The organism is Curtobacterium sp. MCPF17_047 (assembly GCF_003234045.1).
Lineage (GTDB): Bacteria > Actinomycetota > Actinomycetes > Actinomycetales > Microbacteriaceae > Curtobacterium.
Genome location: NZ_QKSF01000024.1, coordinates 1 through 24,019 on the forward strand (window position 1 = coordinate 1; position 24,019 = coordinate 24,019).

Below are 24,019 nucleotides of genomic sequence, written 5' to 3' on the forward strand. Positions count from 1 at the left end.
TCGAGCACGAGGTCAATAAAATTGGCATTGACAATGTGCACGCTGTTGAGTTCTCAAGGACCAGACGCACTCCCCACACAACACCAACACGATGTCACGCCAGAGAGGCTGTCGTTCTCGAACCCACCGGATGACCGACACGAAGTCGACACCTGATCGATGGGGGTGGTTGCTGGAGGCGGACCCCGTCCGGACTGCATCTCCCAGGTTCGCACCCGGTGACCGTCTCGGCCGTTCCGTTCCGCCTCAGCGGCAACGAGTGATTACTCTACACACGGTCCGAGGGCCTGCCAACCAGGTCCGATCCCGGGCGTGTCGTGCCGTCGGACGATGCCGCGTACCGACGTCACCAGGCCTGCCCCGAGACGGACGGAAGCCCGACACCATGACGGTGTCGGGCCTCCAGATCGGTGCGGGGCACTCAGTGCCGGGCGATGACCGGGTTGCGGAGCGAACCGATGCCGGAGATCGTGACCTCCACCACCTCGCCGTCCCGGATCTGCCCGACGCCGGCGGGGGTCCCGGTGAGGATGACGTCGCCGGGCAGCAACGTCCAGATCGACGAGATGAACTCGATGAGCGTCGGGATGTCGTGGATCATCTCGTTCGTCGAGGCTGCCTGGCGGAGGTCGCCGTCGACGCGCGTCTCGAGCCGGATGTCGGACGGGTCGATCTCCGTTTCGATGACCGGGCCGAGCGGGCAGAACGTGTCGAACCCCTTCGCTCGCGCCCACTGACCGTCGCGGGCCTGCAGGTCGCGCGCGGTCACGTCGTTCGCGATCGTGTACCCGAGGATCACGCTCGCGAAGTCCTCCTTCGCCACGTTCTTGGCGAGGGAGCCGATCACGATGGCCAGTTCGCCCTCGTGGTCGACGCGGCCGATGTCGGCGGGCAGACGGATCGGGTCCTCGGGGCCGATCACCGAGGTGTTCGGCTTGAGGAACACGACCGGGTCGTCCGCGGTGTGCTCCTCCATCTCCGAGACGTGCTCGGCGTAGTTGAGGCCGACCCCGATCACCTTCGACCGCGGGATGACGGGGGCGAGCAGCTTCGCGTCCTTCAGGGACACCCGCTCCCCCGTCGTCTCGAAGCCCTGGTACATCGGGTCGCCGGCGAGCACCACCAGTGCGCGCTCGTCGAGGATGCCGTAGCGGGGGTCCTCCCCCTCGGTGCTGAACCGTGCGATCTTCACGGGTCGACCCTACTCAGCGCTCGGCGTCGGGTCCGTGAGCCGGACCATCCAGCCGTGCGGGTCGGGGCGGCGGCCGTACTGGATGTCGGTGAGTTCCTCACGCAGGGACATCGTCAGTTCGCCGGCGCCCGACGTCGGCGAACCGATCGTGAACCCCTCGCCTCGCAGCTCCGCGATCGGTGTGACGACGGCCGCGGTCCCACAGGCGAAGGCCTCGGTGATGGTGCCGTCGGCGACACCGTCCCGCCACTCCGCGAGGGACACCGCACGACGTTCCACGCTGAGGCCGCGGTCGAGTGCGAGCTGCAGGATCGAGTCCCGGGTGATGCCCTCGAGGATCGAGTCCGAGTCCGGCGTGACGAGCGTGCCGTCGGAGCGCACCAGGACGACGTTCATGCCGCCGAGCTCCTCCAGGTACTCGCCCTTCTCGGAGTCCAGGAACATCACCTGCTGGCAACCGTGCTCGTACGCCTCCTGCTGCGGCAGCAACGACGCCGCGTAGTTGCCACCGGTCTTCGCGGCTCCGGTGCCGCCCCGGGCGGCGCGGGCGTACTGCGTCGAGAGCCAGATGGACACCGGCTTCGGGCCGGACGTGAAGTACGGGCCCGCCGGGCTGGCGATGCAGTGGTACTGCACCTCGTTCGCAGCACGGACACCGAGGAACGACTCGGTCGCGATCATGAAGGGGCGGAGGTACAGGCTCGTCTCCGGAGCGGACGGCACCCAGTCCTGGTCCGTCGCGACGAGCCGGCGGATGGACTCCACGAACACCGATTCGGGCAGCTCCGGCAGCGCGAGCCGACGGGCGGAGCGGGCGAACCGACGGGCGTTGGCGTCGGGACGGAACGCCCAGATGGAGCCGTCGGCGTGCCGGTAGGCCTTCATGCCCTCGAAGATCTCCTGCGCGTAGTGCAGGACACTCGCACTCGGATCGAGGGAGAGCGGACCGTACGCGTGGACCGAGGCGTCGTGCCAGCCGTCGTCGATCGTCCACTCCACCGAGGCCATGTGGTCCGTGAAGTGCTTGCCGAACCCGGGGTCGGCGAGGATCTCCTCGCGCTCGGCGGCGGCACGGCGCTCCGGGGACGGGGTCGTCGAGAAGTCGAGGGCGAAGTCGGTGTCGGTGGTCTCGGTGGTGCTGTCGCTCATGCGGGTGGCTCCTGTCAGGCCGTGGTGGTGCGTGCGGCTGCCGCGGCTCCGGCGATGGCGTCGCCGATCTGGGCCGTGGACCGTCGGGTGGTGCCCCGGCTGGCGAGGTCGGCCTCCACCGCGCGGGTCACCGCGGCCGCCAGGTCCGTCCGGCCGACGTGGTCGAGCAGCAGGGCGACCGAGAGGACCGCGGCGGTGGGGTCGGCCACCTGCTGGCCCGCGATGTCCGGCGCGGACCCGTGGACCGGCTCGAACATGCTGGGGAAGGTGCCGTCGGGGTTGAGGTTGCCGGACGCCGCGAGGCCGATGCCACCGCTGATGGCGCCGGCGAGGTCGGTGATGATGTCGCCGAAGAGGTTGTCGGTGACGATGACGTCGAACCGGGAGGGCTCGCGCACCATGTGGATGGTGACCGCGTCCACGTGCTGGTAGTCGACCGTCACCTCCGGGTACTCGACACCGACCGCGGCGACGGTCCGCTGCCAGAGCGAGCCGGCGTGCACCAGGACGTTGCTCTTGTGCACCAACGTCAGGTGCTTCCGCGGGCGCCGCATCGCGAGGTCGAAGGCGTACCGCACGACCCGTTCGACACCGTGCGCGGTGTTGAGCGAGACCTCGGTGGCGATCTCGTGCGGGGTGTCGACCCGGATGGCGCCGCCGTTGCCGACGTAGGGGCCTTCGGTGCCTTCACGGACGACGACGAAGTCCACCTCGCCCGGGTCGGCGAGCGGCGAACCGACCGCCGCGTGCACCTTGGTCGGACGCAGGTTGACGTAGTGGTCGAACGCGAACCGCAGCTTCAGCAGCAGGCCGCGCTCGATGATGCCCCCGGCCAGACGCGGGTCACGAGGGTCGCCGCCGACGGCGCCGAGCAGGATCGCGTCGTGTCCCGCCAGAGCCGTCAGGTCGTCGTCGGTGAGGATGTCCCCGGTCGCCAGGAAGCGCTCGGCTCCCAGCGAGAACGGGGTCTCCTGCACGTTGAGGTCACCGTCGGTCACGGCGTGCAGGACCTTCAGTGCTTCGTCCACGACCTCCGGGCCGATGCCGTCGCCACGGATGACGGCCAGCCTGAGCGTCTGCGACATGTGGGTCTCCTAGAGCGTGATGTCGATCTCACGCAGCGAGGCCGCGTCGATCGTGGAACGGACGTGCTCGAGGACGTCGTCCGGCACCGGCGAGTCGACGGTCAGCACGCTGAGCGCCTCACCGCCGGCGGACTGACGGGCGATCTGCATCGCGGCGATGTTGATCCCCGCCTCGCCGAACTCCTTGCCGTAGACCGCGACGATGCCCGGACGGTCCGTGTAGGCCATCACGACGTGGTGCTTGTCGAGGGCGACCTCGACGTCGTACCCGTTGATCTCGACGAGCTTCTCGACCTGCTTCGGGCCGGTGAGGGTGCCCGAGACGCTGATCGCCGGGCCGTCCGACTGCGCACCGCGGATCGTGAGGAGGTTGCGGTACTCGGGGCTGTCCGCGTCGGTGATGAGCCGGACGGTGACACCGCGCTGCTCGGCGATGAGCGGCGCGTTGACGTAGGACACCTGGTCGCTGACGACGTCGGTGAACACGCCCTTCAGCGCCGCGAGCTTCAGCACGCTGACGTCGTACGCGGCGAGCTCGCCGTGCACCTCGACGTCGATGCTCGTCACGGGCGAGGTCGCCATCGCCGTGAAGACCTGGCCGAGCTTCTCGACCAGCGGGATGCCCGGGCGGACGTACGGGTCGATGACACCACCGGCGACGTTGACCGCGTCCGGGACGAGCTCGCCACCGAGAGCGAGGCGGACCGACTTGGCGACGGCGACACCCGCCTTCTCCTGCGCTTCGTCGGTGGAGGCACCGAGGTGCGGGGTCACGACGACGTTCGGCAGGGACACGAGCGGCGAGTCCTTCGGCGGCTCGGACACGAACACGTCGAGACCGGCGCCGGCGATGGTGTTCGACGTCAGCGCCCGGTGCAGCGCGTCCTCGTCGATGAGCCCGCCGCGGGCGACGTTCACGACGAAGGCGGTCGGCTTCATCAGCGCGAACTGCTCGTCGGAGATCATGCCCACCGTCTCGGGCGTCTTCGGCATGTGGATCGTGGTGAAGTCCGCGCGCCGGAGCAGGTCCTCGAGCGAGACGAGTTCGACGCCGAGCTGCTGGGCGCGGGCCGAGGTCACGTAGGGGTCGTACGCGATGACCGAGACGCCGAACGCCTGCAGGCGCTGGGTGATCAGGGCACCGATGCGGCCGAGGCCGATGATGCCGACCGTCTTCTCGTAGAGCTCGACACCGGTGTACGACGACCGCTTCCAGGCACCGGCAGCCAGCGACGCGTGCGCTGCCGGGATGTGGCGGGCGAGCGACAGGATGTGCCCGACCGTCAACTCGGCCGCGGAGATGATGTTGGACGTCGGCGCGTTGACGACCATCACGCCGGCGGTCGTCGCCGCTTTGATGTCGACGTTGTCGAGGCCGACGCCGGCACGGGCGACGACCTTGAGCTCCGGGGCCGCGGCGATCGCCTCGGCGTCGACCTTGGTCGCGGAGCGCACCAGGATCGCGTGCGCGTCGGACAGCGCCGCGAGCAGCGCCGGACGGTCGGTGCCGTCCACGTTCCTGATCTCGAAGTCGGGCCCGAGGGCGTCGACGGTGGCGGGCGAGAGTTCTTCGGCGATCAGTACGACCGGCTTCGACACGACTGCGGTTCCTCACACGAGACGGGTGGTGTACCACCACCCTACCGACGGCCGGACCCGGTTACGACGCCGGGAGCGGGTCAGAGCTCGACGAGGCTCGGCACGTAGAGCTGCAGCGTGAGCCACAGCGCGCCCGCGGCGGCGAAGGCGACGACGAGCACCGCGACGGTCACGACCGCCGTCGACCGTCGGGTGACCCACACGCCGACCGCGTACGCGAGCGGCGGGATGAGGACGTCGAGGACCAGCCACACCCACGGCACGGATCGCTGCAGGGACGCTCCACCGGCGGACCCGACGAACTCGTTGAACTTCTGCAGCTTGTCGGTGATCACCACGAAGTTGCCGACGCTCTGCGCGGTCATGTAGGCGAACAGCGCCGCGAAGCACACCCAGACGACGATCCGTCCGACCAGTTCCCCTGCGGTGCGGGACCCGCCAGCGGGGCGCTCGACGGCGCTCACCCGAAGCTCCGCGTCATCAGGAACGGCCACGGGAACAGCACGACGGCGCCGAGCAGCATCCAGAGCAACCGCGTGCGCGTGCTGCGGGTGCGGGCGACCCAGATCACCACGGCGAACCAGAGCGCCGGCGCGACGATCGCCAGGAAACGGAGCAGGGTGACGAAGCCGGACAGCACCGCGTCGGTCGTCGACAGGTAACTGGTCGAGGCCGTGAGCAGCCAGGCGACGGTGTAGAGCAGGTACAGCCCGCCGAAGACACCGAACCCGATGAGCGCCCCGGACGTCTCGGGCGCGTCGGGATCACGGGAGTCCCGTTCCTTGACGGCGATCGGGTTGCGCGCGGCGTCGACGTGTGTCGCGTCCTCGGCGTCGCCCCACGACAGGGCGGCGTCGTCGTCGGGTTCGCGCGCCTCGGTCATGCCGTCGATCCTACGAGGGTCGCCGCTCATGCCTGCGCGGGCTGGGTCTCGAGGACACCGGCGACCACGTCGCGGACCGCCGGGAACAGCGGATGGCCCTCCATGAGTCCGGTCAGGATCTCGGTCAGGGCGTGCGCGGTGGCACCGGAGCGGAGCAGGGCGTGCAGCTCGATCGACTCGGGGTCGTCCTGGTCGTCGAACTCCAGCGCGACGCGGACCGCACCGATGAGGTGGTCGACGGGCAGGCCGCGCTCGGCGAGCTGCGCGGCCGGGCCGATGAAGCGTTCACGACGACCGAGCTTGCGGAGCGGGTTGCGACCGACGCGACGGGTGGTGTCGGGCAGGAGCGGGTTCGCGATGCGGGTCAGGTTCGCCGCGACGTAGCGGGCGTGGTCCGCCGGGTCGAAGCCGTGCTTCGCGACGAGCAGCGCCGTCGTCTCCGCGAGCACCCCGTCGACCTCAGCCCGCACGTCGGGGTCCTGGAGAGCCTCCCGGATGAGCCCGATGCCGCGGACCCAGCCGTGGTAGGCGGCGGCGCCGTGCGCCGTGTTGACGGTGTAGAGCTTCCGCTCGACGAACGGCTGCAGGTCGTCGACCCAGGTCACACCGTCGATGACGGGAGGCTCGGAGCCGGTCCCGGCGAACGGCGTGCGTTCGATGACCCACTCGTAGAACGGTTCGAGGACGACGTCGAGGCCGCCGGACTGTCCGAGCACCCCGGACTGGTCGGGGACGATGCGGTCGATCGCGCAGTTGGCGAAGACGGCGGCGACGTCGCGGTCCTCGAGGATCGGCGCGCGTCGGATGCTGGCGTGCAGCGAGTCGGTGGCGTTGAAGGCGTTCTCGCAGGCCACGATCGTGACGTCGCCGCGGTCGATCGGGCGTGCGGCCAGCCCCTCGGCGATGAGCGGCGCCACGAGGGGCAGGGTGCGCGCTCCGACGGCCGTCGTGACGACGTCGGCGTCGGCGATCGCCTGCACGACGCGGTCACGGTCGGTCTTGCTGTTCAGCGCCCGGAACCCGTGGACCAGGTGCTCGACGGGCATCTCGCCGACCTCGTGCACCACGAACCGGCCGGCTTCGTTGAGGGCGGAGACCACGCGTTGGTCGACGTCGACGAAGGTGAGGTCGTAGCCGCTCGCCACGAGGAACTGGCCCACGAACCCGCGCCCGATCTTGCCGGCGCCGATGTGGACCGCTCGTCTCGTCACCGCCATCGAACGATCATCCCATGCTCGACGGACCGTGCCTGCCACGGTGTGGAGGGGACGGCGACGGCGCGCGTCACGGCGCTGCGCTGACGTCCTCGGGAGACGTCGGGGTACTGGAGGAGCTGCTGCATGGTGTCCGGGTCACATCGAGAGGCGGCGGTGCAGTGCACCGCCGCCTCGCGGGTCGAGCTTGTCTCAGGCAGACTACCGCGCGGCCGAACCGTCGACGTAGTCCGAGTCGGCCTGCTTCCACGCGAAGAGCTTGCGGAGCTCGCGGCCGGTCGCCTCGACCGGGTGGCCCTCGCCCTTCTCGCGGAGGGCCGTGAACTCCGGCGCACCGGCGTCCTGGTCCTCGATGAAGCGCTTCGCGAAGGTGCCGTCCTGGATGTCGGCGAGCACCGCCTTCATGTTCTCCTTGACCTCGGGCGAGATCACGCGCGGGCCGGAGACGTAGTCACCGAACTCGGCGGTGTCGGAGATTGACCAGCGCTGCTTGGTGAGGCCGCCCTCCCAGATCAGGTCGACGATCAGCTTGAGCTCGTGCAGGACCTCGAAGTAGGCGATCTGCGGCTGGTACCCGGCCTCGACCAGGGTCTCGAAGCCGTACTGGATCAGCTGCGAGGTGCCACCGCAGAGGACGGCCTGCTCGCCGAACAGGTCGGTCTCGGTCTCCTCGGTGAAGGTCGTCTTGATGCCGCCGGAGCGCAGGCCGCCGATGGCCTTCGAGTAGGACCAGGCGAGGTCCCAGGCACTGCCCGAGGCGTCGACCTCGACCGCGACGATCACGGGGACGCCGCGGCCGGCCTCGTACTCACGACGGACCGTGTGGCCCGGGCCCTTCGGTGCGACGAGCGAGACGTCGACGCCCTCGGGGGCCTCGATGTAGCCGTAGCGGATGTTGAAGCCGTGGCCGAAGACGAGGGTCGCGCCCTGCTTGAGGTTCGGGGCGATGTCGTCCTTGTAGACGATGCGCTGGACCTGGTCCGGCGCGAGGATGACGACGACGTCGGCCCAGGCGGTGGCGTCGGCGGGCGTGTGGACCTCGAAGCCGGCCTCTTCGGCCTTCTGGAGGCTCTTCGAGCCCTCCTTGAGGCCGATCTTGACCTCGACGCCGGAGTCGCGGAGGTTGAGGGCGTGGGCGTGGCCCTGCGAGCCGTAGCCGATGACGGCGACCTTCTTGCCCTGGATGAGGCTCAGGTCGGCGTCGGCGTCGTACACGATGTCAGTCACGGTGCGTGGTCTCCTTGGTTGGGGTGTCTGGGGCGACCGGTGCTCAGCGCACCCGGTCGGTGATGCTCTTCGGTCCGCGGCCCATGCCGAGGAGTCCGGCGCGGGCCAGCTCCTTGATGCCGTAGGGCTCGAGGACGCGCAGGATCGCCTGGATCTTGCCGGGGTCACCGGTCACCTCGACGACGAGCGAATCGGTGGCGACGTCGACGACCTGCGCCCGGAAGAGCGTCACGGCGTCGAGCACCGCGGACCGGGTCTGGTTGTCGACCCGCACCTTGACGAGCATGTGTTCGCGCTGCACCGACTGGGGGAAGTCGAGCTCCACGATCTTGATGACGTTCACGAGCTTGTTGAGCTGCTTCGTCACCTGCTCGAGCGGGAGGTCCTCGACGTCCACCACGACGGTGATGCGGCTGAGGCCGTCCACCTCGGTGTTGCCGACGGCGAGGGACTCGATGTTGAAACCGCGCCGGGCGAACAGGCCGGCGACGCGGGTCAGCAGACCCGGCTTGTCCTCCACGAGGAGGGACAGGACGTGGCTCATGCGGGCTCCCCCGTCATGTCGGCGTCCTCGTCGTCCCACGTCGGGGCGAGGTCGCGGGCGTACTGGATGGACGAGTTGCCGATCCCCTGCGGGACCATCGGCCAGACCATCGAGTCGCGGCTGACCACGAAGTCGATGACCACCGGGCGGTCGTTGGTGTCGAGCGCGAGCTGGATGGCCGCGTCGACGTCCTCGGCCTTCTCGACCCGGATGCCGAGCGCCCCGTACGCGTCCGCGAGCTTCACGAAGTCCGGGACCCGACGGGTGCCGTGGCCGGTCTGCAGGTCGGTGAACGAGTGGCGCCCGTCGTAGAACAGGGTCTGCCACTGCCGCACCATGCCGAGCGAGGAGTTGTTGATGATCGCGACCTTGATCGGGATGTCGTTGATGACGCAGGTCGCGAGTTCCTGGTTCGTCATCTGGAAGCAGCCGTCGCCGTCGATCGCCCACACCACCCGGTCGGGCTGGGCGACCTTGGCACCCATCGCCGCCGGGACCGAGTAGCCCATCGTGCCCGCGCCGCCGGAGTTCAGCCACGCGTTCGGGCGCTCGTACTGGATGAACTGCGCGGACCACATCTGGTGCTGACCGACACCGGAGGCGAAGACGCCCTCGGGCCCGGTCATCTCACCGATGCGCTTGATGATCGCCTGCGGGGCGAGCAGTCCGTCGGTCGGTTCGGTGTAGCCGAGCGGGAAGTCCTCGAGCAGCTGGTTGAGGTGTGCCCACCAGTCCGCGGTGGAGGCCCGCTGGTCGACCGGCACGTCGGCCCACGCCGCCACGAGGTCGACGAGGACCTCTTTCGCGTCACCGACGATCGGGACGTCGGCGTACCGGATCTTCGAGATCTCGGCCGGGTCGATGTCGACGTGCACGACCTTGGCGTGCGGGGCGAAGTCGTCGACCTTGCCCGTGACACGGTCGTCGAAGCGGGCGCCGAGCGCGATGATCAGGTCGCTCTCCTGCAGCCCGAGCACCGCCGGCACCGTGCCGTGCATGCCCGGCATGCCGAGGTGCTGCGCGTGCGAGTCGGGGAAGGCACCACGGGCCATCAGCGTCGTCACGACCGGTGCGCCCGTCGCCTCGGCGAACGCCAGGAGCTCCGCGGACGCGCCGGACCGGATCACCCCACCGCCGACGTAGAGCACGGGGCGGTTCGACTCGGCGAGCAGCTGGGCCGCCGCGGTGATCTGCTTGCCGTGCGCCTTCGTCACCGGGCGGTACCCGGGCAGGTCGAGCTTCGGCGGCCAGATGTACGGCGCCGACTTCTGCTGGGCGTCCTTGGTGATGTCGACGAGCACCGGGCCGGGTCGGCCCGTCGTCGCGATCAAGTGCGCCGCCGCGAGCGTCGCGGGGACGTCCTCGGGCTTGGTGACCAGGAACGAGTGCTTCGTGATCGGCATCGTGATGCCGACGATGTCGGCCTCCTGGAAGGCGTCGGTGCCCATCAGCGTCGAGAACACCTGGCCGGTGATGGCGATGAACGGCACCGAGTCCATGTAGGCGTCGGCGATCGCGGTGACGAGGTTCGTCGCGCCGGGGCCGGAGGTGGCGATGGCGACGCCGACCTTGCCGGACGAGGACGCGTAGCCCTCGGCGGCGTGACCGGCGCCCTGCTCGTGCCGGACCAGGATGTGACGGATGGTCGTCGACGCCATGAGCTCGTCGTAGAACGGGATGATCGCGCCGCCGGGGAGGCCGAAGACGTCGGTGATCCCGAGGTGCTCGAGCGTCCGCAGGACGGCTCCCGAGCCGGTCAGGACCTCCGGCGAACGACGTGCTCCGGCAGCGGACAGCGGTGTGGCTTCCGTGGGCATGAACGGTTCCTTGCCTGGAGGGATGGCGATCAGCGGGGTGTCGACGTCAGCCCGTGACCGCGCCGGTGGCAGCGGACTGGACGAGCTTGGCGTACTTCGCGAGGACTCCGCGGGTGTAGCGCGGGGGCAACGGAGCCCAGCCGTCACGGCGGGCTTCCAACTCGTCCGGGTCGACCAGTAGGTCGAGCGAGCGAGCGGGGATGTCGACACGGATGCGGTCGCCATCGCGCACGAACGCCACTGGACCTGCGTCCACGGCTTCCGGTGCGATGTGGCCGATGCAGAGGCCGGTTGTGCCGCCTGAGAATCGACCGTCCGTCAAGAGTAGTACATCCTTGCCGAGCCCCGCGCCCTTGATGGCCGCGGTGATCGCGAGCATCTCGCGCATGCCCGGTCCGCCCTTCGGGCCCTCGTAGCGGATGACCACCACGTCGCCCTTCTGGATCGTCCCCTCGGTGAGGGCGTCCATGGCGGCGCGCTCGCGGTCGAACACCCGCGCCGGTCCCTCGAACACGTCGGCGTCGAACCCGGCGGTCTTCACGACGGCGCCCTCCGGCGCGAACGAGCCCTGCAGGATCGTCAGGCCGCCGGTGGCGTGGATGGGGTTGTCGATCTTCCGGAAGACCTCACCGTCGAGCTCCGGCGGGTCGATCTCGGCGAGGTTCTCGGCGACGGTCTTGCCGGTCACCGTCATGCAGTCACCGTGCAGCAGGCCCGCGTCGAGCAGCGCCTTCATGATCACGGGGATGCCGCCGTTCCGGTCGACGTCCACCATGACGTACTTGCCGAACGGCTTCATGTCGGCCAGGTGCGGCACCGCGGCACCGATCCGGTTGAAGTCGTCGAGGGTCAGCTCGACCTCGGCCTCGTGCGCGATCGCGAGCAGGTGCAGCACCGCGTTCGTCGACCCGCCGAGGGCCATGAGCACGGTGATGGCGTTCTCGAAGGCCTCGCGCGTCAGGATGTCGCGGGCGGTGATGCCCTTGCGGAGCAGGTTGACGACGGCCTCACCAGAGCGGTGCGCGTAGTAGTCGCGGCGGCGGTCGGCGCTCGGCGGCGCAGCGGAGCCCGGCAGCGACATGCCGAGCGCCTCGGCCAGGCTCGCCATCGTGTTCGCGGTGTACATGCCGCCGCAGGCGCCCTCGCCCGGGACGATCGCACACTCGATCTTCTTGAGCTCTTCCTCGCTCATGGTGCCGGCCTTGCACGCGCCGACGCCTTCGAAGGAGTCGATGATCGTGACTTCCTTCATCGTGCCGTCGGCCTGCTTGACGTAGCCCGGCATGACCGAGCCCGCGTAGAGGAACACGCTCGACAGGTCCAGGCGCGCGGCGGCCATCAGCATGCCGGGTAGCGACTTGTCGCAGCCGGCGAGCAGCACGGTGCCGTCGAGGCGCTCGGCGCTCACGACGGTCTCGACGCTGTCCGCGATGACCTCACGCGAGACCAGCGAGAAGTGCATGCCCTCGTGGCCCATCGAGATGCCGTCGGACACCGAGATGGTGCCGAACTGCAGCGGGTACCCGCCGCCGCCGTGGACGCCTTCCTTGGCGCCCTGTGCGAGCCGGTCGAGGGACAGGTTGCAGGGGGTGATCTCGTTCCACGACGAGGCGATGCCGATCTGCGGCTTCTCCCAGTCCTCGTCGCCCATCCCGACGGCCCGCAGCATGCCACGCGAAGTGGTTGCTTCGATCCCGTCGGTGACGACCCGGCTGCGCGGCTTCACGTCGATGTCAGGCATGTCCAGAGTCTAGGACCGTTTGGGATACCAATGGCGCAACACCATGCGTGCGCATGGTGTTGCGCCTGGCCGGGAGGCTCGTGGTGCGTGCGCTCCCGGCCCCGGTTCAGCGCGTGGCCCGGACGCGGGCCAGCTGCTTGAGGACGTCGGTCAGCGCAGCAGGGTCGGCGACGCGGTGTCCGGCGAGCGTGTCGCCCTCCCCCACCTTCACGCCGACGTCCCCGTCGTGGAGCGCGCGGAAGCCGTCCTCGTCGGTCACGTCGTCGCCGGCGAAGAAGACCGCGTCCGCGCCACGGAGTCGGCGCAGGCGCTCGATCGCGTCGCCCTTCGTGACGCGCCGGACCGCGAACTCGACGATGTCCTTGCCACCCCGCTCGAGGACGTCGGGGTCCGCGTCGTGGGCCGCGCGGCTGGCGTCCGCGTTCGCCGCAGCGGCCTCGTCCGTGCTCACCCGTCGGGTGTGCACGCCGTGACCGGCCGGCTTGTGCTCGATGACGACGCCCGGGTGCCGTGCACCGACCTCGTCGAGCGCCGCACCGATGCGGGCCACCCGGGCGGACTCGTCCGCGGTGAGGGCGTCCTCGTCGTGGCCGTCGACCCGCCACTCCACGCCGTGCGAGCCGACGAGCGCCATGCCGCCCGGGGCGTGCGTCACCGCCGCGAGACTGCCGAGCGGCCGTCCGGAGACGAGCACGACCTCGGTGTCCCGTGCCCGCTGCAGGGTGAGCACGGCGGCCCAGCTGCCGGGCAGGGCACCGACGTCGGCCGGGTCGTCGGCGAACGGTGCGAGCGTGCCGTCGAAGTCGAGTGCCACGAGCAGTCGCGGCGCAGCCGCGAGCGTCTCGAGGGCCTGCTCGAGACCGCCGGCCGTGGTCTGGTCAGTGCTCGAGGGCTGTTCAGGCATCACGGTCCTCCCGGGTGTCCTCGGCGGCGCGGGCCTTCTGCGCGTCCTGGTCGAAGATCGACGTCCCGTCGGTCTGGGCCTCGCGGTGCGGCTCGCCCTGCTCGATCGACTCCGGGTCGATCTGAGCGCCCTTCGGAGCGTGTCGGTCGAGCGCCTCCAGGAACGAGCGCGACCACCGGGCCACGTCGTTGTCCTTCACGCGCTTGCGGAGGGCACGCATCCGGGTCGAGCGCTCACGGCGGGGCATCTCGATCGCTCGCTGGATCGAGTCCTTCAGCGCCCCGATGTCGTGCGGGTTGACGATCACGGCCTGCTTGAGCTCGTCGGCGGCACCGGCGAACTCGGACAGGATCAGGACGCCGTCGTTGTCGTGGCGGGACGCGACGTACTCCTTCGCGACCAGGTTCATGCCGTCGCGCAGGGCCGTCACGAGCATGATGTCGGCGGCCAGGTAGAGCGCCACCATCTCCTCGCGCGGGTAGCCGTGGTGCAGGTACGAGATCGGCTGGTGGCCGATGACGCCGAGGTCGCCGTTGATCCGACCGACGCTCAGCTCGATCTCGTCGCGGAGCATCCGGTAGGTGTCGACGCGCTCGCGGCTGGGGCTCGCGACCTGGATGAGCGCGGCGTCCTCGACGGCGAGGCGCCCGTCCTCGACCAGTTCGCCGAACGCCTTGATGCGGTGTCGGATGCCCTTGGTGTAGTCGAGTCTGTCCACGCCGAGCAGGACGGTCTTCGGGTTGCCGAGACCGTCGCGGATCTCCTCGGCGCGCTGCTGCACCTCCGGTCGCCGGGCGATCTCCTCGAAGCTCTCGGCGTCGATCGAGATCGGGAAGTGCCGGGCCTCGACGTGCCGGACGGTGATGCCCTTGCGGCTGCGTGGCGCCTTCGGGTCGTCGACGGGGACGTCCACCGTCGACCCCTTCGTCGTGTAGCCCTTGATGTGCCGGACCGCTCGGAGGAAATCGCTGGCGTCGTCCTGCCGCTGGAACCCGATCACGTCGGCGCCGAGCAGGCCGTCCAGGATCTGTGCTCGCCACGGCAGCTGCGCGTAGATGCCGACCGGCGGGAACGGGATGTGGTTGAAGAAGCCGATGGTCAGGTCCGGGCGGAGTGCACGGAGCAGCGCCGGCACGAGCTGCAGCTGGTAGTCCTGCACCCAGACGATGCCGTCCTGCTCGGTGATCTCGGCGATCTGCTCCGCGAAGCGCTGGTTCACGCGCTTGTACGCGTTCCACCAGTCGCGGTGGTAGCTCGGGTGCTCGATGACGTCGTGGTAGAGCGGCCAGAGCGTGTCGTTGCTGAAGCCCTCGTAGTACTCCTGCACGTCGTCGGCGCTGAGCGGCACCGGCACGATGTGGATGCCCTCGTTGTCGAACGGCTCGACCGTGACGTCCGGCTGCCCGACCCATCCGACCCAGGCACCGTCGTTGGCGCGCATCACCGGCTCGAGCGCGGTGACGAGGCCGCCCGGCGAGTGCCGCCACCCCTCGGTGCCGTCGTCCTCGACGACGCGGTCCACGGGGAGGCGGTTGGAGGCGACGACGAAGGCGTAGCGCGTGGTGTCGGTGCGGTCTGCGGGCATGGGTGGCGGGTGCTCCGTTCCTGCCCGGCGGCCTGCCGGGGCGTCGGCACCGAAACTACCAGCGCACGGGTGGCCCGGCTGAGGGGACGTTCACCCGCGCTCGGCCGGGAGGCCCGGTGGTGCGTCCGCCGCGCAGCGCGGCGACACTAGGCTCAGCGCCATGGTGAGCACGCGTTGCTGGCAGGACGGTTCGTCGGCGGAGCGGGACTTCCCGGTCGAGCAGGTCTCGGACCTCGTCGCGCGCGACGGCGCCTTCGTCTGGGTGGACTTCACGGACCCGCAGGCGTCGGACCTCGAACAGGTGCAGGAGGAACTCGGCATCCACGCCCTCGCGGTGGAGGACGCCGTGGAGAGCGGGCAGCGCCCGAAGCTCGACCGGTACCGGGACGGCCTGTTCCTGGTGGTCTACGACGCACATGCTCCGGGGAAGGACGGCGAGCTCGTCACCCACGAGGTGAAGGCGTTCGTCACGCACCACGCCCTCGTCACCATCCACGGCCCCGACTTCGACACCGCCGCGGTACAGCGCCGGTGGGACGCGAACAGCGACCTCGCCGACCACGGCGTCCCGTGGCTGCTCTGGGGTCTGCTCGACACCGTGGTCGACCACGCCACGAGCGTCCTCGAGACGATCGAGCGGGACATCGACGCGCTCGAGGACGACCTGTTCGAGAACGGCGACCCGCGCGAGCAGCAGATCCAGCGCCGGTCGTTCCGTCTGCGCAAGGCACTCGGGGTGCTCCGCCGGCTCGTCGTCCCGACACGGGACAGTGTCGGCTCGCTGCTGCACGGGGACGCCGAGACGATCATCGACGGCGTCCGCCCGTACTTCCGGGACGTCGAGGACCACCTGGTGTCGATCGCCGACTCCGTCGAACAGCAGCGGGACGCGGTCTCGAGCGTCCTCGACACGAACCTCAACCTGGCGTCCAACCGGCAGAACACGGTGATGAAGAAGGTGACGAGCTGGGCGGCGATCATCGCGATCCCGACCGGCATCACGAGCTTCTTCGGGCAGAACGTGCAGTTCCCCGGCGAGGGCCAGTGGAGCGGGCTGTGGGCCTCGATCGCGCTCACCGTCGCGTCGTCCCTGCTGCTCTACCGGTCGTTCAAGCACCGCGACTGGCTCTGACGCGCGGACACCGCACCCGCGTGCACGCGTGGGCGGGCCACCGCGCTCAGATCGCCAGCGCGAACACACCCGCCACGACCGTGAGCGGTGCCACCACGCACCCGAGCGCGATGTAGCGCCCCCACGACAGGTGGATCCCCTCGGCCGTGAGCCGCGCGTGCCACAGCAGCGTCGCGAGCGAGGCCCACGGTGTGATGAGGCAGCCCGCGTTGACGCCGACGAGCAGGGCCGCGTACCGCAGGGCCTCGTGCCCTGCCGCCGGCTCGAGCACGAGGTACGCGGGCAGGTTGTCGATCGCGTTCGCCGCGACCGCGCCCGCGCCGCCGAGGAGCAGCATGGAGCCGCTGTCCGTGCCACCGGCCAGCGCGTGCACGACGGGGTCGGTGACGCCGGTCGCGTGCAGGGTCTCGACGACGACGAAGAGCCCGGCGGCGAAGACGAGCGTCGACCACGGCACCCGGGAGGGCCGGAGTTCGGACGGTGCCCGGAAGGCCGCGACGACGACGAGCAGGACGGCGGCGACGACGGCGGCCACCCAGACCTCGACACCCGCGGTCAGGGCGACGACGAGGGCGACGAGCACGGCTGAGGCCGCCCAGAAGAACACCGGGTCGGCGGCCTTCCGCAGGCCGACCGACGTGTACCGGCCGGACAGCGAGCGGCGGAACACCACGAGCAGGACCGCGCAGGGCACCACGACCCCGGCGAGCGCCGCCCAGACCATCAGGCCGGCGAACGGCAGCGGACCGTCCAACCCGATCCGGTCGACGGCGACCAGGTTGGTGAGGTTCGACACCGGCAGCAGCAGGGACGCGGTGTTCGCCAGCCAGACCGTGGTGAGGGCGAACGGCATCGGCGGCAGACCCACCCGGCGGGCGAGCGTGATGACGATCGGGGTGAGCAGCACCGCGGTGGTGTCGATCGACAGGAAGACGGTGCAGACCACGGCGAGCACGACGACGGCCCCCCACAGTCCGATGGTCCGGCCGCCACCGATCCGGGCGGCGACGTCGGCCAGGCGGTCGAACACCCCGGCGTCCGCGGCGAGTTCGGAGACGACGGTCAGGCCCAGGACGAACCCGAGGACGGGCAGGACGCGGGCGGCGAGGGCGCCGAGTTCCGGCACCGGGAGCAGGCCGAGGGCGACGCACACCGCGCCGACGGCGAGCAGGACGGCTCCGATGACTGCTTGGCGCACGATGTGACTCCTCAGTGGTGAGCCGGAGGTCCCTGTGCGCCCGGCGGCGCTCCAATGTAGCGCCCGGTAACGTGGCCAGGACGACGACAGGAGGAACCCGTGCGGAAGTTCATGTTCAGTGGTGCGGTGTGGGGCTCGCTCATCAGCGGCTACAGCGTGCTGCAGACGTCCAGGCGCGGTCCGCGCGACTGGCGGCTCGCCCTCACCTGGGTGGCCTGGCTCGCGACGACGATCGTGGCCGTGGGCACGGTCGTCGAGGACGACCGCGCGGTGAAGTCCAAGCAGCGCTAGTCGTGTCGGCGGTCGCGACGCGACCACGAGACGGACGGGAGGCCCGGTACCAGCTGGTACCGGGCCTCCCGTCCGTCGTGGTGGCGGCTCCACGGCCGCGGCGCCTACCGGTGCTGGTCCTCGTCGTGCGGCGGGATCTCGTCGGGACGGATCCCCGAGGTCCGGATCGGCCCGGTGAAGAGGGCGGAGCGCTCGTCGCCCTCGCCGAACAGCTGCGAGTCGTTCTCGCTCCGCGGCCCGCGCCGTGCCCGCGGTGTGGTGGTCGCCTCGGTGAGCTGCATGCGCTGCAGCGGGAGCGCCTCCGGGTGCTGGCGCTGCATCCACTCGACCATCTCCTCCCGGACGTAGCAGCGCAGGTCGAACAGCCCGCCCGCGTCCGGTGCCGTCACGAGGATCCGGACCCGGACGAAGCCGCCCACGGCGTCCGTGACCTGGAGGACCTTCGTGCGGCCGTCCCAGATCGTGCTGGTGGCGAGGATCCGGTCGAGCTCCAGGCGCATCTCGGAGGGGCTGACCCGCCAGTCCAGGTCGAACTCGACCGCGCCGAGCAGTTCGCTGCTCGTCCGGGTCCAGTTCTCGAACGGCGTGCTGGTGAAGTACGTCGACGGCAGGACGAACCGGCGGTCGTCCCACAGGTGCACCACGACGTAGGTGAGGGTGATCTCCTCGATCCGGCCCCACTGTCCCTCGACCACGACGACGTCGTCCACCCGGATCGACCCGGAGAACGCGAGCTGCATGCCCGCGAAGACGTTGCCGAGCATGGTCTGGGCGGCGAGACCGGCGATGACCGAGAGGAGGCCGGCGCTCGCCAGGACGCTGGCGCCCGCGGCCTCGACCCCCGGGAAGGTCAGCAGGATCGCGCCGACGGCGATGATGACGAGGACCGCGACGGTGAGCCGCCGGATGATGAGGACCTGCGTGCGGACCCGGCGAGCCACCCGGTTGTCCGGGACGTCCACGCGGTAGCGGTGCAGGCCGAGGCTCTCGAGGAAGATCGCGAGCTCGCAAGCGAGCCAGCAGCCGACGCCGATCATCGCGATGAGGAACACGTGCGAGACGTCGTCCCGCCACGGGAAGCGGCGGAGGTCGTCGGGCACGCTCGTGGTGAACGCCGTCCAGAGCAGGGCGACGAGCAGGGTGGCGCGGGTCGGGTGTTTCGTCCGTCGGGAGAGTGCGGCCGCCCAGCGTTCCCGCCGGGCCAGGGCGCGGAAGACCAGGTGCAGGACGAGTGCGGCTGCTGCCGTGACGAGCAGGGCGAACCCGATCGCGACGAGGAGTCGGAGGAGGATGTCCATCCCTCCATGGTGGCCCAGCAGACGTACAGCGGTAGCGTTCTCGCCATGACAGCGAAGAACGACACGGGCGTTGACCGCGCTCCCGCGAACGACTTCTCGCACGAGCAAGAGGGCTACCAGCACGGGTTGAAGCCCCGCCAGCTGCAGATGATCGCCATCGGCGGCGCCATCGGCACGGGGCTCTTCCTCGGCGCCGGAGGCCGACTGCACACCGCGGGCCCGGCACTGGCGATCACCTACCTGATCGCCGGCGTCTTCGCCTTCTTCATCCTGCGGGCGCTCGGTGAACTCGTGCTGCACCGGCCGTCCTCCGGCTCGTTCATCTCGTACGCGCGGGAGTTCTACGGCGAGAAGTTCGCGTACGCCGCCGGCTGGATGTACTTCCTCAACTGGGCGATGACCTCGATCGTGGACACCACCGCGGTCGCGGTCTACCTGAAGTACTGGTCGGCCTTCACGGCGGCACCGCAGTGGTTGCTCGCCCTCATCGCGCTGCTCGTCGTCCTCGCCGCCAACATGGTCGCGGTGAAGGTCTTCGGCGAGCTCGAGTTCTGGTTCGCGCTCATCAAGGTCGCCGCCCTCGTCGCGTTCCTGGTGGTCGCGATCATCTGGCTCGTCTTCGCGTTCCCCGTCGAGGCCGGCGGCGAAGCCGTCCGCACCGGCTTCTCCATCTGGGGCGACAACGGCGGGATCCTGCCGAACGGGGTCCTGCCCGCCGTCCTGGTGATCCAGGGCGTCGTGTTCGCCTACGCCGCCATCGAGCTCGTCGGCACCGCGTCGGGTGAGACCCAGGACACCGAGAAGGTCATCCCCCGCGCCATCAACTCCGTCGTCTTCCGCATCGCGGTGTTCTACGTCGGTTCGATCGTGCTGCTCTCCATCCTGCTGCCGTACACCGCGTACAAGGAGGGCGAGAGCCCGTTCGTGACGTTCTTCTCGTCGATCGGGAACCCGCAGGTCGGCGTCGTCGTCGGGTCGATCATGAACTTCGTCGTGCTCACCGCGGCGCTGTCCTCGCTGAACGCCGGGCTGTACTCGACCGGTCGCGCGCTGCACTCGATGGGCATGAACGGCTCGGCACCGAAGTGGACCACGAAGATGTCGAAGGGCGGGGTGCCCTACGCCGGCATCCTGCTGACCGCCGCCTTCACCGTCGCCGGAGTCGTGCTCAACTACTTCGTCCCCGGGCAGGCGTTCGAGATCGCCCTGAACATCGCGAGCCTCGGCATCATCACGGCGTGGGGCACGATCATCCTCTGCCAGATGAAGCTGCGGCAGTGGGCCAAGCAGGGGCTCGCGAAGGAACCGACGTTCCGACTCCCCGGCGCGCCCGTGACGAGCTGGCTGACCCTGGCGTTCCTCGCCTCGGTGGTCGTGCTCATGGCGATCGACTACCCGGTGGGGACCTACACGATCGCGTCCCTCGTGATCGTCATCCCGCTGCTCGTCGTCGGCTGGTTCCTGCAGCGTGACCGGATCCTCCGCATCGCCTCGCTGCGCCAGGGCGTCACCGGGCCGTACCCGGTGAACGGTCGCGACCCGGCCGCACAGGTCCGTCGTCGCGACGGCGGCGACGGCGCCGACAACGGCGCCTGACCGTCCGTCCCACACCAGGAAGCGCACGGCCCCGCGAGGGTCGACACGAGTCCGGCACCCGCAGGTACGATCAGCGGGTGCCGGACTCTCCTGTTCTCCCGACGCTCGACCTGCAGCACACCTGGCGTGGTGCGCTCTGCCGGGTCCGTGTGTTCCGCGACCGTGTGACGGCCGAGACCAGCTTCGAACAGGACACCCTGCTGCCCGTTCCGATGGATGCCGTCCTCGGTTGGCGCATCGAGGAGTGCGACTTCGACGCCGTGTGCGTGGAGTTCGTCACGTTGACGGACATCTGGCGGGTGCTGCTCTCCCCCGCGGACGAGACCCTCGCGGACATGGCGCTGCGCTCGGCGCTCGGCGCGCCGATGCCGTCAGCGTCGTAGCGCGGCAGCGTCGTCGTCGGGCGGCCGCGACCGGAGGCGCTGTGCGGACACTGACCGGAGGCGCTGTGCGGACACTGACCGGAGGCGCGGGGCGGCACTGACCGGAGGCGCGGGGCGGCACTGACGGGAGGCGCGGGGCGAGCCCGTCACGAGCCTCCAGGCCGTCTCAGGGCAGCCAGGCCGTCACAGGGCAGCCAGGCGGTCACGGGCAGCGGGGCCGTCACCCGCATCGCAGTGTCGTCAGACGAGCAGGAGCACCGCGGCGACGACCGATGCGGCGGCGATGGCCAGCCCGATGGTCATCAGCACGAAGTGCACGCGCCAGAACGTGGTCGGATGCCCGGCGGTGTCACGGGCTCGGGTGTCCTTCGCGACCCGCTGGAAGAAGCGCGGCCAGGCGATCACGTTGAAGACGGCACCGACGAACAGGACCACTGCGGCGAAGACGAGCACCCGACGATCCTACGCCCGGGCCTCGGCCGCCCCCCACGACCGGCCGAGACCCGCGACACACGAGGTGTAGCACGTGCTACAGAGCGTACACGAGGGCTGGGCGGCCCCGACGGGGGTGTCGGCGCGTCCGCGTCAGGCGGTCGCGAGCACCGCTTCGGCTTCGGCCAGGGCCGCGCGGTCCGCGGCGTCCAGGGGCGTCCGGCTCCGACGGGCACCGTCGTTCACCTCGACGATCAGACGACTCAACCGGGTGGCCGGGTCGTCCGAGTCCGGGTACTCGTTGTCGGTCCCCACCCGAGCGTGGACCGGTGCGAGGCGACGGAGCGCCCGGACCAGCGCCGCACTGCGACGGCTCTGCCAGACGCGGTGCCCGACGACGAGCAGCAGCATGCCGGAGGCGACGAGCAGGACGGCGCCGGGCGTCAGGACGTCGTAGGGCAGGCTCAGGGCGGACGTGACGTCGAGACGCCCGGCGACGTGCGCCAGGTCCATCACGGCGACCACGACCATGCGGACGGCACCGAACACCCCGCCGGCGACGAGCACCCACAGCCCGACGCGGTCCAGGCCGGTCCGCGCCTCCAGGACGCGCAGGACGCAGATCAGGCCGGTCGCACCGAGCGCCAGACCCAGGTAGGTGGTCTGCGCGATCGAGTACACGGCAGCCGTCGGCTGAGCACCGACCGCGAGCATGAAGGTCGTCGTCGTCGGCACCGGGTCGAGCGTGCTGAAGGCCAGGACGATGAGGACGAGGACGAGCGAGCACGAGACGACGACGACGTTCCGCATCCAGGTCCGTGCCGCCCCGACGGCCTTCGCCACACCCCAGAGCAGGGTGCTCGTGCCCAGGACCATGAGGACGTCGCAGACGAGCGTCAGGACGTTCCTCCCGCCGAGCAACGGGTCCACCGCGCGGTACAGCGGTCCGACGCCCGCGACGATCGTCGCGGAGAACAGCAGGAACGTCATCGTCAGCGTGCGGTCCTGGCCACGCTGCAGGACGGCCAGCACGACCGAACCGACGACGAGCAGGACCGCCTGGACGACCGCGAGGATCACCCGAAGACCCCGCGGAACGCGCTGGGACGCTCGCGGTGGCCGCGGATGAGCTGCGCGAGGCGGTCCGCGAAGAGCTCCGCCTGGCGTTCGTACTCGTTCTCGAACAGGCCGCGGGCGAGTGCCCGTTCGACCTTGTACTGCGGCAGGTCCGGGATCAGTGCCCGGATCGCTGCGGCCTGCGGTGCGGACTCCTGGTGCCCGTGCAGGACGTGCCCGAGCTCGTGCCCGATCACGAACGCCCGGAAGGTCGGGGACGGCGTCGGCGAGATCATCACGAGGTGCTGGTGCTCGAGCGTCGCCACAAAACCGCAGACCGGTTCATCCGCCAGGAACGCCTCTTCGCGGACCCTGATCGGCTTGCCGACGATCTGCTCGGCGGCGGCGACGGCGTCCTCGATGCCGGTCCAGCCCGCCGCGGCACCCACCTGCCAGAAGCGCTCGAGGACGCCGGGGTCGCTCACGCCGCACCGCCCCGACTCGACTCCTGCTCGATGACCTCGGCGATCCTCCGGAGTGCCTCCGGGGAGAGCTCGCCCGGGAAGGTCCGCGCCGCGAAGCCGCTGACACGCGCCGACCGGATCGACCGGACGAGCGCGAGCTGGGCGCCGATGCGCTCCGGCAGGTCGCTGTCCTCGAGCAGGAAGGCGTCGTCCACCTCGAAGAAGCCCGCGAGGACGCGGAGCAGCTGGGTGTCGCTGTTGCGCCGGCCGTCGCCCGACACCATGTACGTCCACTTCGCCCGCGAGAGTGATCCGCCGTGCGCGTCGACGTACTGCTCGATCTCGGCGAAGGGGACGGGTGCACCGCGCTGCGACTCCTCGAAGTCGAGCAGCAGGTTGAGTCGACGTGCGAGTTCGCCCGCGTCGAGCACGCCGCCCTTCGGCACCGATCCCGTCATCGTCGTCCCCCTTCGCTCCCCGTGCTGCGCCACTCTACTGCTCGACTACCCTCGGAAGGGTGTCGCGCCGGTACCCCTCGAGCATCGCCGGCCCGGTCGAGCACGAGTTCGTCGTCTCCCGCTCCCGGTTCGTCACGACGGCACACCCGGCTCCGGACCCGGCAGCGGCCGAGGCCGTGATCGCCGAGGTCCGGCGACGGTCATGGGACGCGAGGCACCACTGCACCGCGATGGTCACGGGCGTCCTCGGCGACCAGGCACGCTCTTCCGACGACGGCGAACCGTCCGGCACGGCCGGGGTGCCGATGCTCGAGGTCCTCCGCCGCCGGGACCTGACGGACGTCGTCGTGGTCGTCAGCCGCTGGTTCGGCGGGGTGAAGCTCGGCGCCGGCGGACTCGTCCGCGCCTACTCGACCTCGGTGTCCGAGGCCCTCGACCGGGCGACGGTGGTCCGACGGGCGGCGCGGACCCGGGTGCACGTCGAGGTCCCGCACGCCGATGCCGGGCGCGTCGACAACGCGCTGCGAGCCTGGGTGCAGCACCACGACGCCACCTCGGGCGACACCGTGTACGGCGAGCGGGCGGTGTTCGAGGTGTGGGTACCCGCGGACGGGATCCCGGCGCTCGAGACCGAACTCGCGAGCGTGTCCGCCGGCGCGCTCCTGCCGGTCGTCGGCGAGGAACGGGTCGTCGACGTGCCGCCGCCCTGAGGTCACGCCACGGTCAGGCCGGGGTTGGGGTTGGGGCCGTGGTCGGGATCGGGGTCGGGAT

General features: G+C 70.3%; 24 protein-coding genes. 5 read left to right on the top strand and 19 right to left on the bottom strand.

Annotated features, from left to right (window positions below; all coding sequences use genetic code 11):
* Positions 1-421: 421 nt before the first annotated feature.
* The 13 genes from DEJ33_RS16340 to otsA form a co-directional block, all read right to left on the bottom strand.
* Positions 422-1,192: a fumarylacetoacetate hydrolase family protein gene (locus DEJ33_RS16340; protein ID WP_111045298.1), complete on the bottom strand. Its 771-nt coding sequence runs from the start codon at positions 1,190-1,192 to the stop codon at positions 422-424.
* 9 nt (positions 1,193-1,201) lie between these two features.
* Positions 1,202-2,341, bottom strand: a complete 1,140-nt coding sequence (locus DEJ33_RS16345; RefSeq protein WP_111079565.1) for a branched-chain amino acid aminotransferase — start codon at positions 2,339-2,341, stop codon at positions 1,202-1,204.
* Positions 2,342-2,355: 14 nt separating this feature from the next.
* A complete protein-coding gene (locus tag DEJ33_RS16350) occupies positions 2,356-3,426 on the bottom strand; it encodes a 3-isopropylmalate dehydrogenase (protein ID WP_111079567.1) in 1,071 nt (356 codons plus the stop codon).
* 9 nt (positions 3,427-3,435) lie between these two features.
* A complete protein-coding gene (gene serA / locus DEJ33_RS16355) occupies positions 3,436-5,025 on the bottom strand; it encodes a phosphoglycerate dehydrogenase (protein ID WP_111079569.1) in 1,590 nt (529 codons plus the stop codon).
* Between the two features lie 80 nt (positions 5,026-5,105).
* On the bottom strand, positions 5,106-5,489 hold the full coding sequence (locus tag DEJ33_RS16360; protein ID WP_111079571.1) for a hypothetical protein: 384 nt from the start codon (positions 5,487-5,489) through the stop codon (positions 5,106-5,108).
* Positions 5,486-5,908 carry a hypothetical protein gene (locus tag DEJ33_RS16365; protein WP_111079572.1) on the bottom strand — a complete coding sequence of 141 codons (423 nt, stop codon included), beginning with the start codon at positions 5,906-5,908 and terminating at the stop codon, positions 5,486-5,488. The genes DEJ33_RS16360 and DEJ33_RS16365 overlap by 4 nt, the downstream gene beginning before the upstream one ends.
* Positions 5,909-5,934: 26 nt before the next feature.
* A complete protein-coding gene (locus DEJ33_RS16370) occupies positions 5,935-7,125 on the bottom strand; it encodes a mannitol-1-phosphate 5-dehydrogenase (RefSeq protein WP_111079573.1) in 1,191 nt (396 codons plus the stop codon).
* A 198-nt stretch (positions 7,126-7,323) separates the two neighbouring features.
* Positions 7,324-8,349, bottom strand: a complete 1,026-nt coding sequence (gene ilvC, locus DEJ33_RS16375; RefSeq protein WP_111079574.1) for a ketol-acid reductoisomerase — start codon at positions 8,347-8,349, stop codon at positions 7,324-7,326.
* Positions 8,350-8,392: 43 nt separating this feature from the next.
* Positions 8,393-8,893 carry an acetolactate synthase small subunit gene (gene ilvN, locus DEJ33_RS16380; protein WP_110904691.1) on the bottom strand — a complete coding sequence of 167 codons (501 nt, stop codon included), beginning with the start codon at positions 8,891-8,893 and terminating at the stop codon, positions 8,393-8,395.
* Positions 8,890-10,710 (bottom strand): acetolactate synthase large subunit, encoded by a 1,821-nt coding sequence (locus DEJ33_RS16385; RefSeq protein WP_110904692.1) that lies wholly within the window; start codon positions 10,708-10,710, stop codon positions 8,890-8,892. Before DEJ33_RS16385 ends, ilvN begins: the two co-directional genes overlap by 4 nt.
* A gap of 46 nt (positions 10,711-10,756) precedes the next feature.
* On the bottom strand, positions 10,757-12,451 hold the full coding sequence (gene ilvD, locus DEJ33_RS16390; protein ID WP_111079576.1) for a dihydroxy-acid dehydratase: 1,695 nt from the start codon (positions 12,449-12,451) through the stop codon (positions 10,757-10,759).
* Positions 12,452-12,557: 106 nt separating this feature from the next.
* Positions 12,558-13,355 carry a trehalose-phosphatase gene (otsB, locus tag DEJ33_RS16395; protein ID WP_111079578.1) on the bottom strand — a complete coding sequence of 266 codons (798 nt, stop codon included), beginning with the start codon at positions 13,353-13,355 and terminating at the stop codon, positions 12,558-12,560.
* Complete coding sequence (otsA, locus tag DEJ33_RS16400; protein ID WP_111079580.1) at positions 13,348-14,940, bottom strand: alpha,alpha-trehalose-phosphate synthase (UDP-forming); 1,593 nt, start codon at positions 14,938-14,940, stop codon at positions 13,348-13,350. Before otsA ends, otsB begins: the two co-directional genes overlap by 8 nt.
* Before the next feature lie 160 nt (positions 14,941-15,100).
* Here otsA and DEJ33_RS16405 point away from each other — a divergent pair, with 160 nt between their 5' ends.
* Positions 15,101-16,072, top strand: coding sequence for a magnesium transporter CorA family protein (locus tag DEJ33_RS16405; RefSeq protein ID WP_111079582.1), 972 nt, complete (start codon positions 15,101-15,103; stop codon positions 16,070-16,072).
* A gap of 46 nt (positions 16,073-16,118) precedes the next feature.
* Here DEJ33_RS16405 and DEJ33_RS16410 read toward each other — a convergent pair whose 3' ends face one another.
* Positions 16,119-17,270, bottom strand: coding sequence for an SLC13 family permease (locus DEJ33_RS16410; RefSeq protein ID WP_111195544.1), 1,152 nt, complete (start codon positions 17,268-17,270; stop codon positions 16,119-16,121).
* Between the two features lie 99 nt (positions 17,271-17,369).
* On the opposite strand from DEJ33_RS16410, the gene DEJ33_RS16415 reads away from it, so the two are divergent.
* The gene (locus DEJ33_RS16415; RefSeq protein ID WP_110904698.1) at positions 17,370-17,561 is read left to right on the top strand and encodes a hypothetical protein; all 192 of its coding nucleotides are present in this window, start codon (positions 17,370-17,372) and stop codon (positions 17,559-17,561) included.
* Positions 17,562-17,665: 104 nt separating this feature from the next.
* Here DEJ33_RS16415 and DEJ33_RS16420 read toward each other — a convergent pair whose 3' ends face one another.
* Entirely contained in the window at positions 17,666-18,859 is a 1,194-nt protein-coding gene (locus DEJ33_RS16420) for a mechanosensitive ion channel family protein (protein WP_181432976.1), read from the bottom strand.
* A gap of 45 nt (positions 18,860-18,904) precedes the next feature.
* Between DEJ33_RS16420 and DEJ33_RS16425 the strand changes: the two genes are divergently transcribed.
* Together DEJ33_RS16425 and DEJ33_RS16430 are read left to right on the top strand one after the other, a co-directional pair.
* Positions 18,905-20,455 carry an amino acid permease gene (locus DEJ33_RS16425; RefSeq protein WP_111079586.1) on the top strand — a complete coding sequence of 517 codons (1,551 nt, stop codon included), beginning with the start codon at positions 18,905-18,907 and terminating at the stop codon, positions 20,453-20,455.
* Positions 20,456-20,532: 77 nt separating this feature from the next.
* Positions 20,533-20,838, top strand: a complete 306-nt coding sequence (locus DEJ33_RS16430; protein ID WP_111079588.1) for a hypothetical protein — start codon at positions 20,533-20,535, stop codon at positions 20,836-20,838.
* 240 nt (positions 20,839-21,078) lie between these two features.
* Here DEJ33_RS16430 and DEJ33_RS16435 read toward each other — a convergent pair whose 3' ends face one another.
* From DEJ33_RS16435 to DEJ33_RS17385, 4 genes are all read right to left on the bottom strand, one after another.
* A complete protein-coding gene (locus tag DEJ33_RS16435; RefSeq protein ID WP_111079590.1) occupies positions 21,079-21,291 on the bottom strand; it encodes an SCO4848 family membrane protein in 213 nt (70 codons plus the stop codon).
* Positions 21,292-21,423: 132 nt separating this feature from the next.
* Positions 21,424-22,350: a hypothetical protein gene (locus tag DEJ33_RS16440; RefSeq protein ID WP_111079592.1), complete on the bottom strand. Its 927-nt coding sequence runs from the start codon at positions 22,348-22,350 to the stop codon at positions 21,424-21,426.
* Entirely contained in the window at positions 22,347-22,811 is a 465-nt protein-coding gene (locus DEJ33_RS17380; protein WP_181436640.1) for an ImmA/IrrE family metallo-endopeptidase, read from the bottom strand. Before DEJ33_RS17380 ends, DEJ33_RS16440 begins: the two co-directional genes overlap by 4 nt.
* Positions 22,808-23,248, bottom strand: a complete 441-nt coding sequence (locus tag DEJ33_RS17385; RefSeq protein WP_181436641.1) for a hypothetical protein — start codon at positions 23,246-23,248, stop codon at positions 22,808-22,810. The genes DEJ33_RS17380 and DEJ33_RS17385 overlap by 4 nt, the downstream gene beginning before the upstream one ends.
* 59 nt (positions 23,249-23,307) lie before the next feature.
* On the opposite strand from DEJ33_RS17385, the gene DEJ33_RS16450 reads away from it, so the two are divergent.
* The gene (locus DEJ33_RS16450; RefSeq protein WP_111195545.1) at positions 23,308-23,958 is read left to right on the top strand and encodes a YigZ family protein; all 651 of its coding nucleotides are present in this window, start codon (positions 23,308-23,310) and stop codon (positions 23,956-23,958) included.
* Positions 23,959-24,019: the final 61 nt, after the last annotated feature.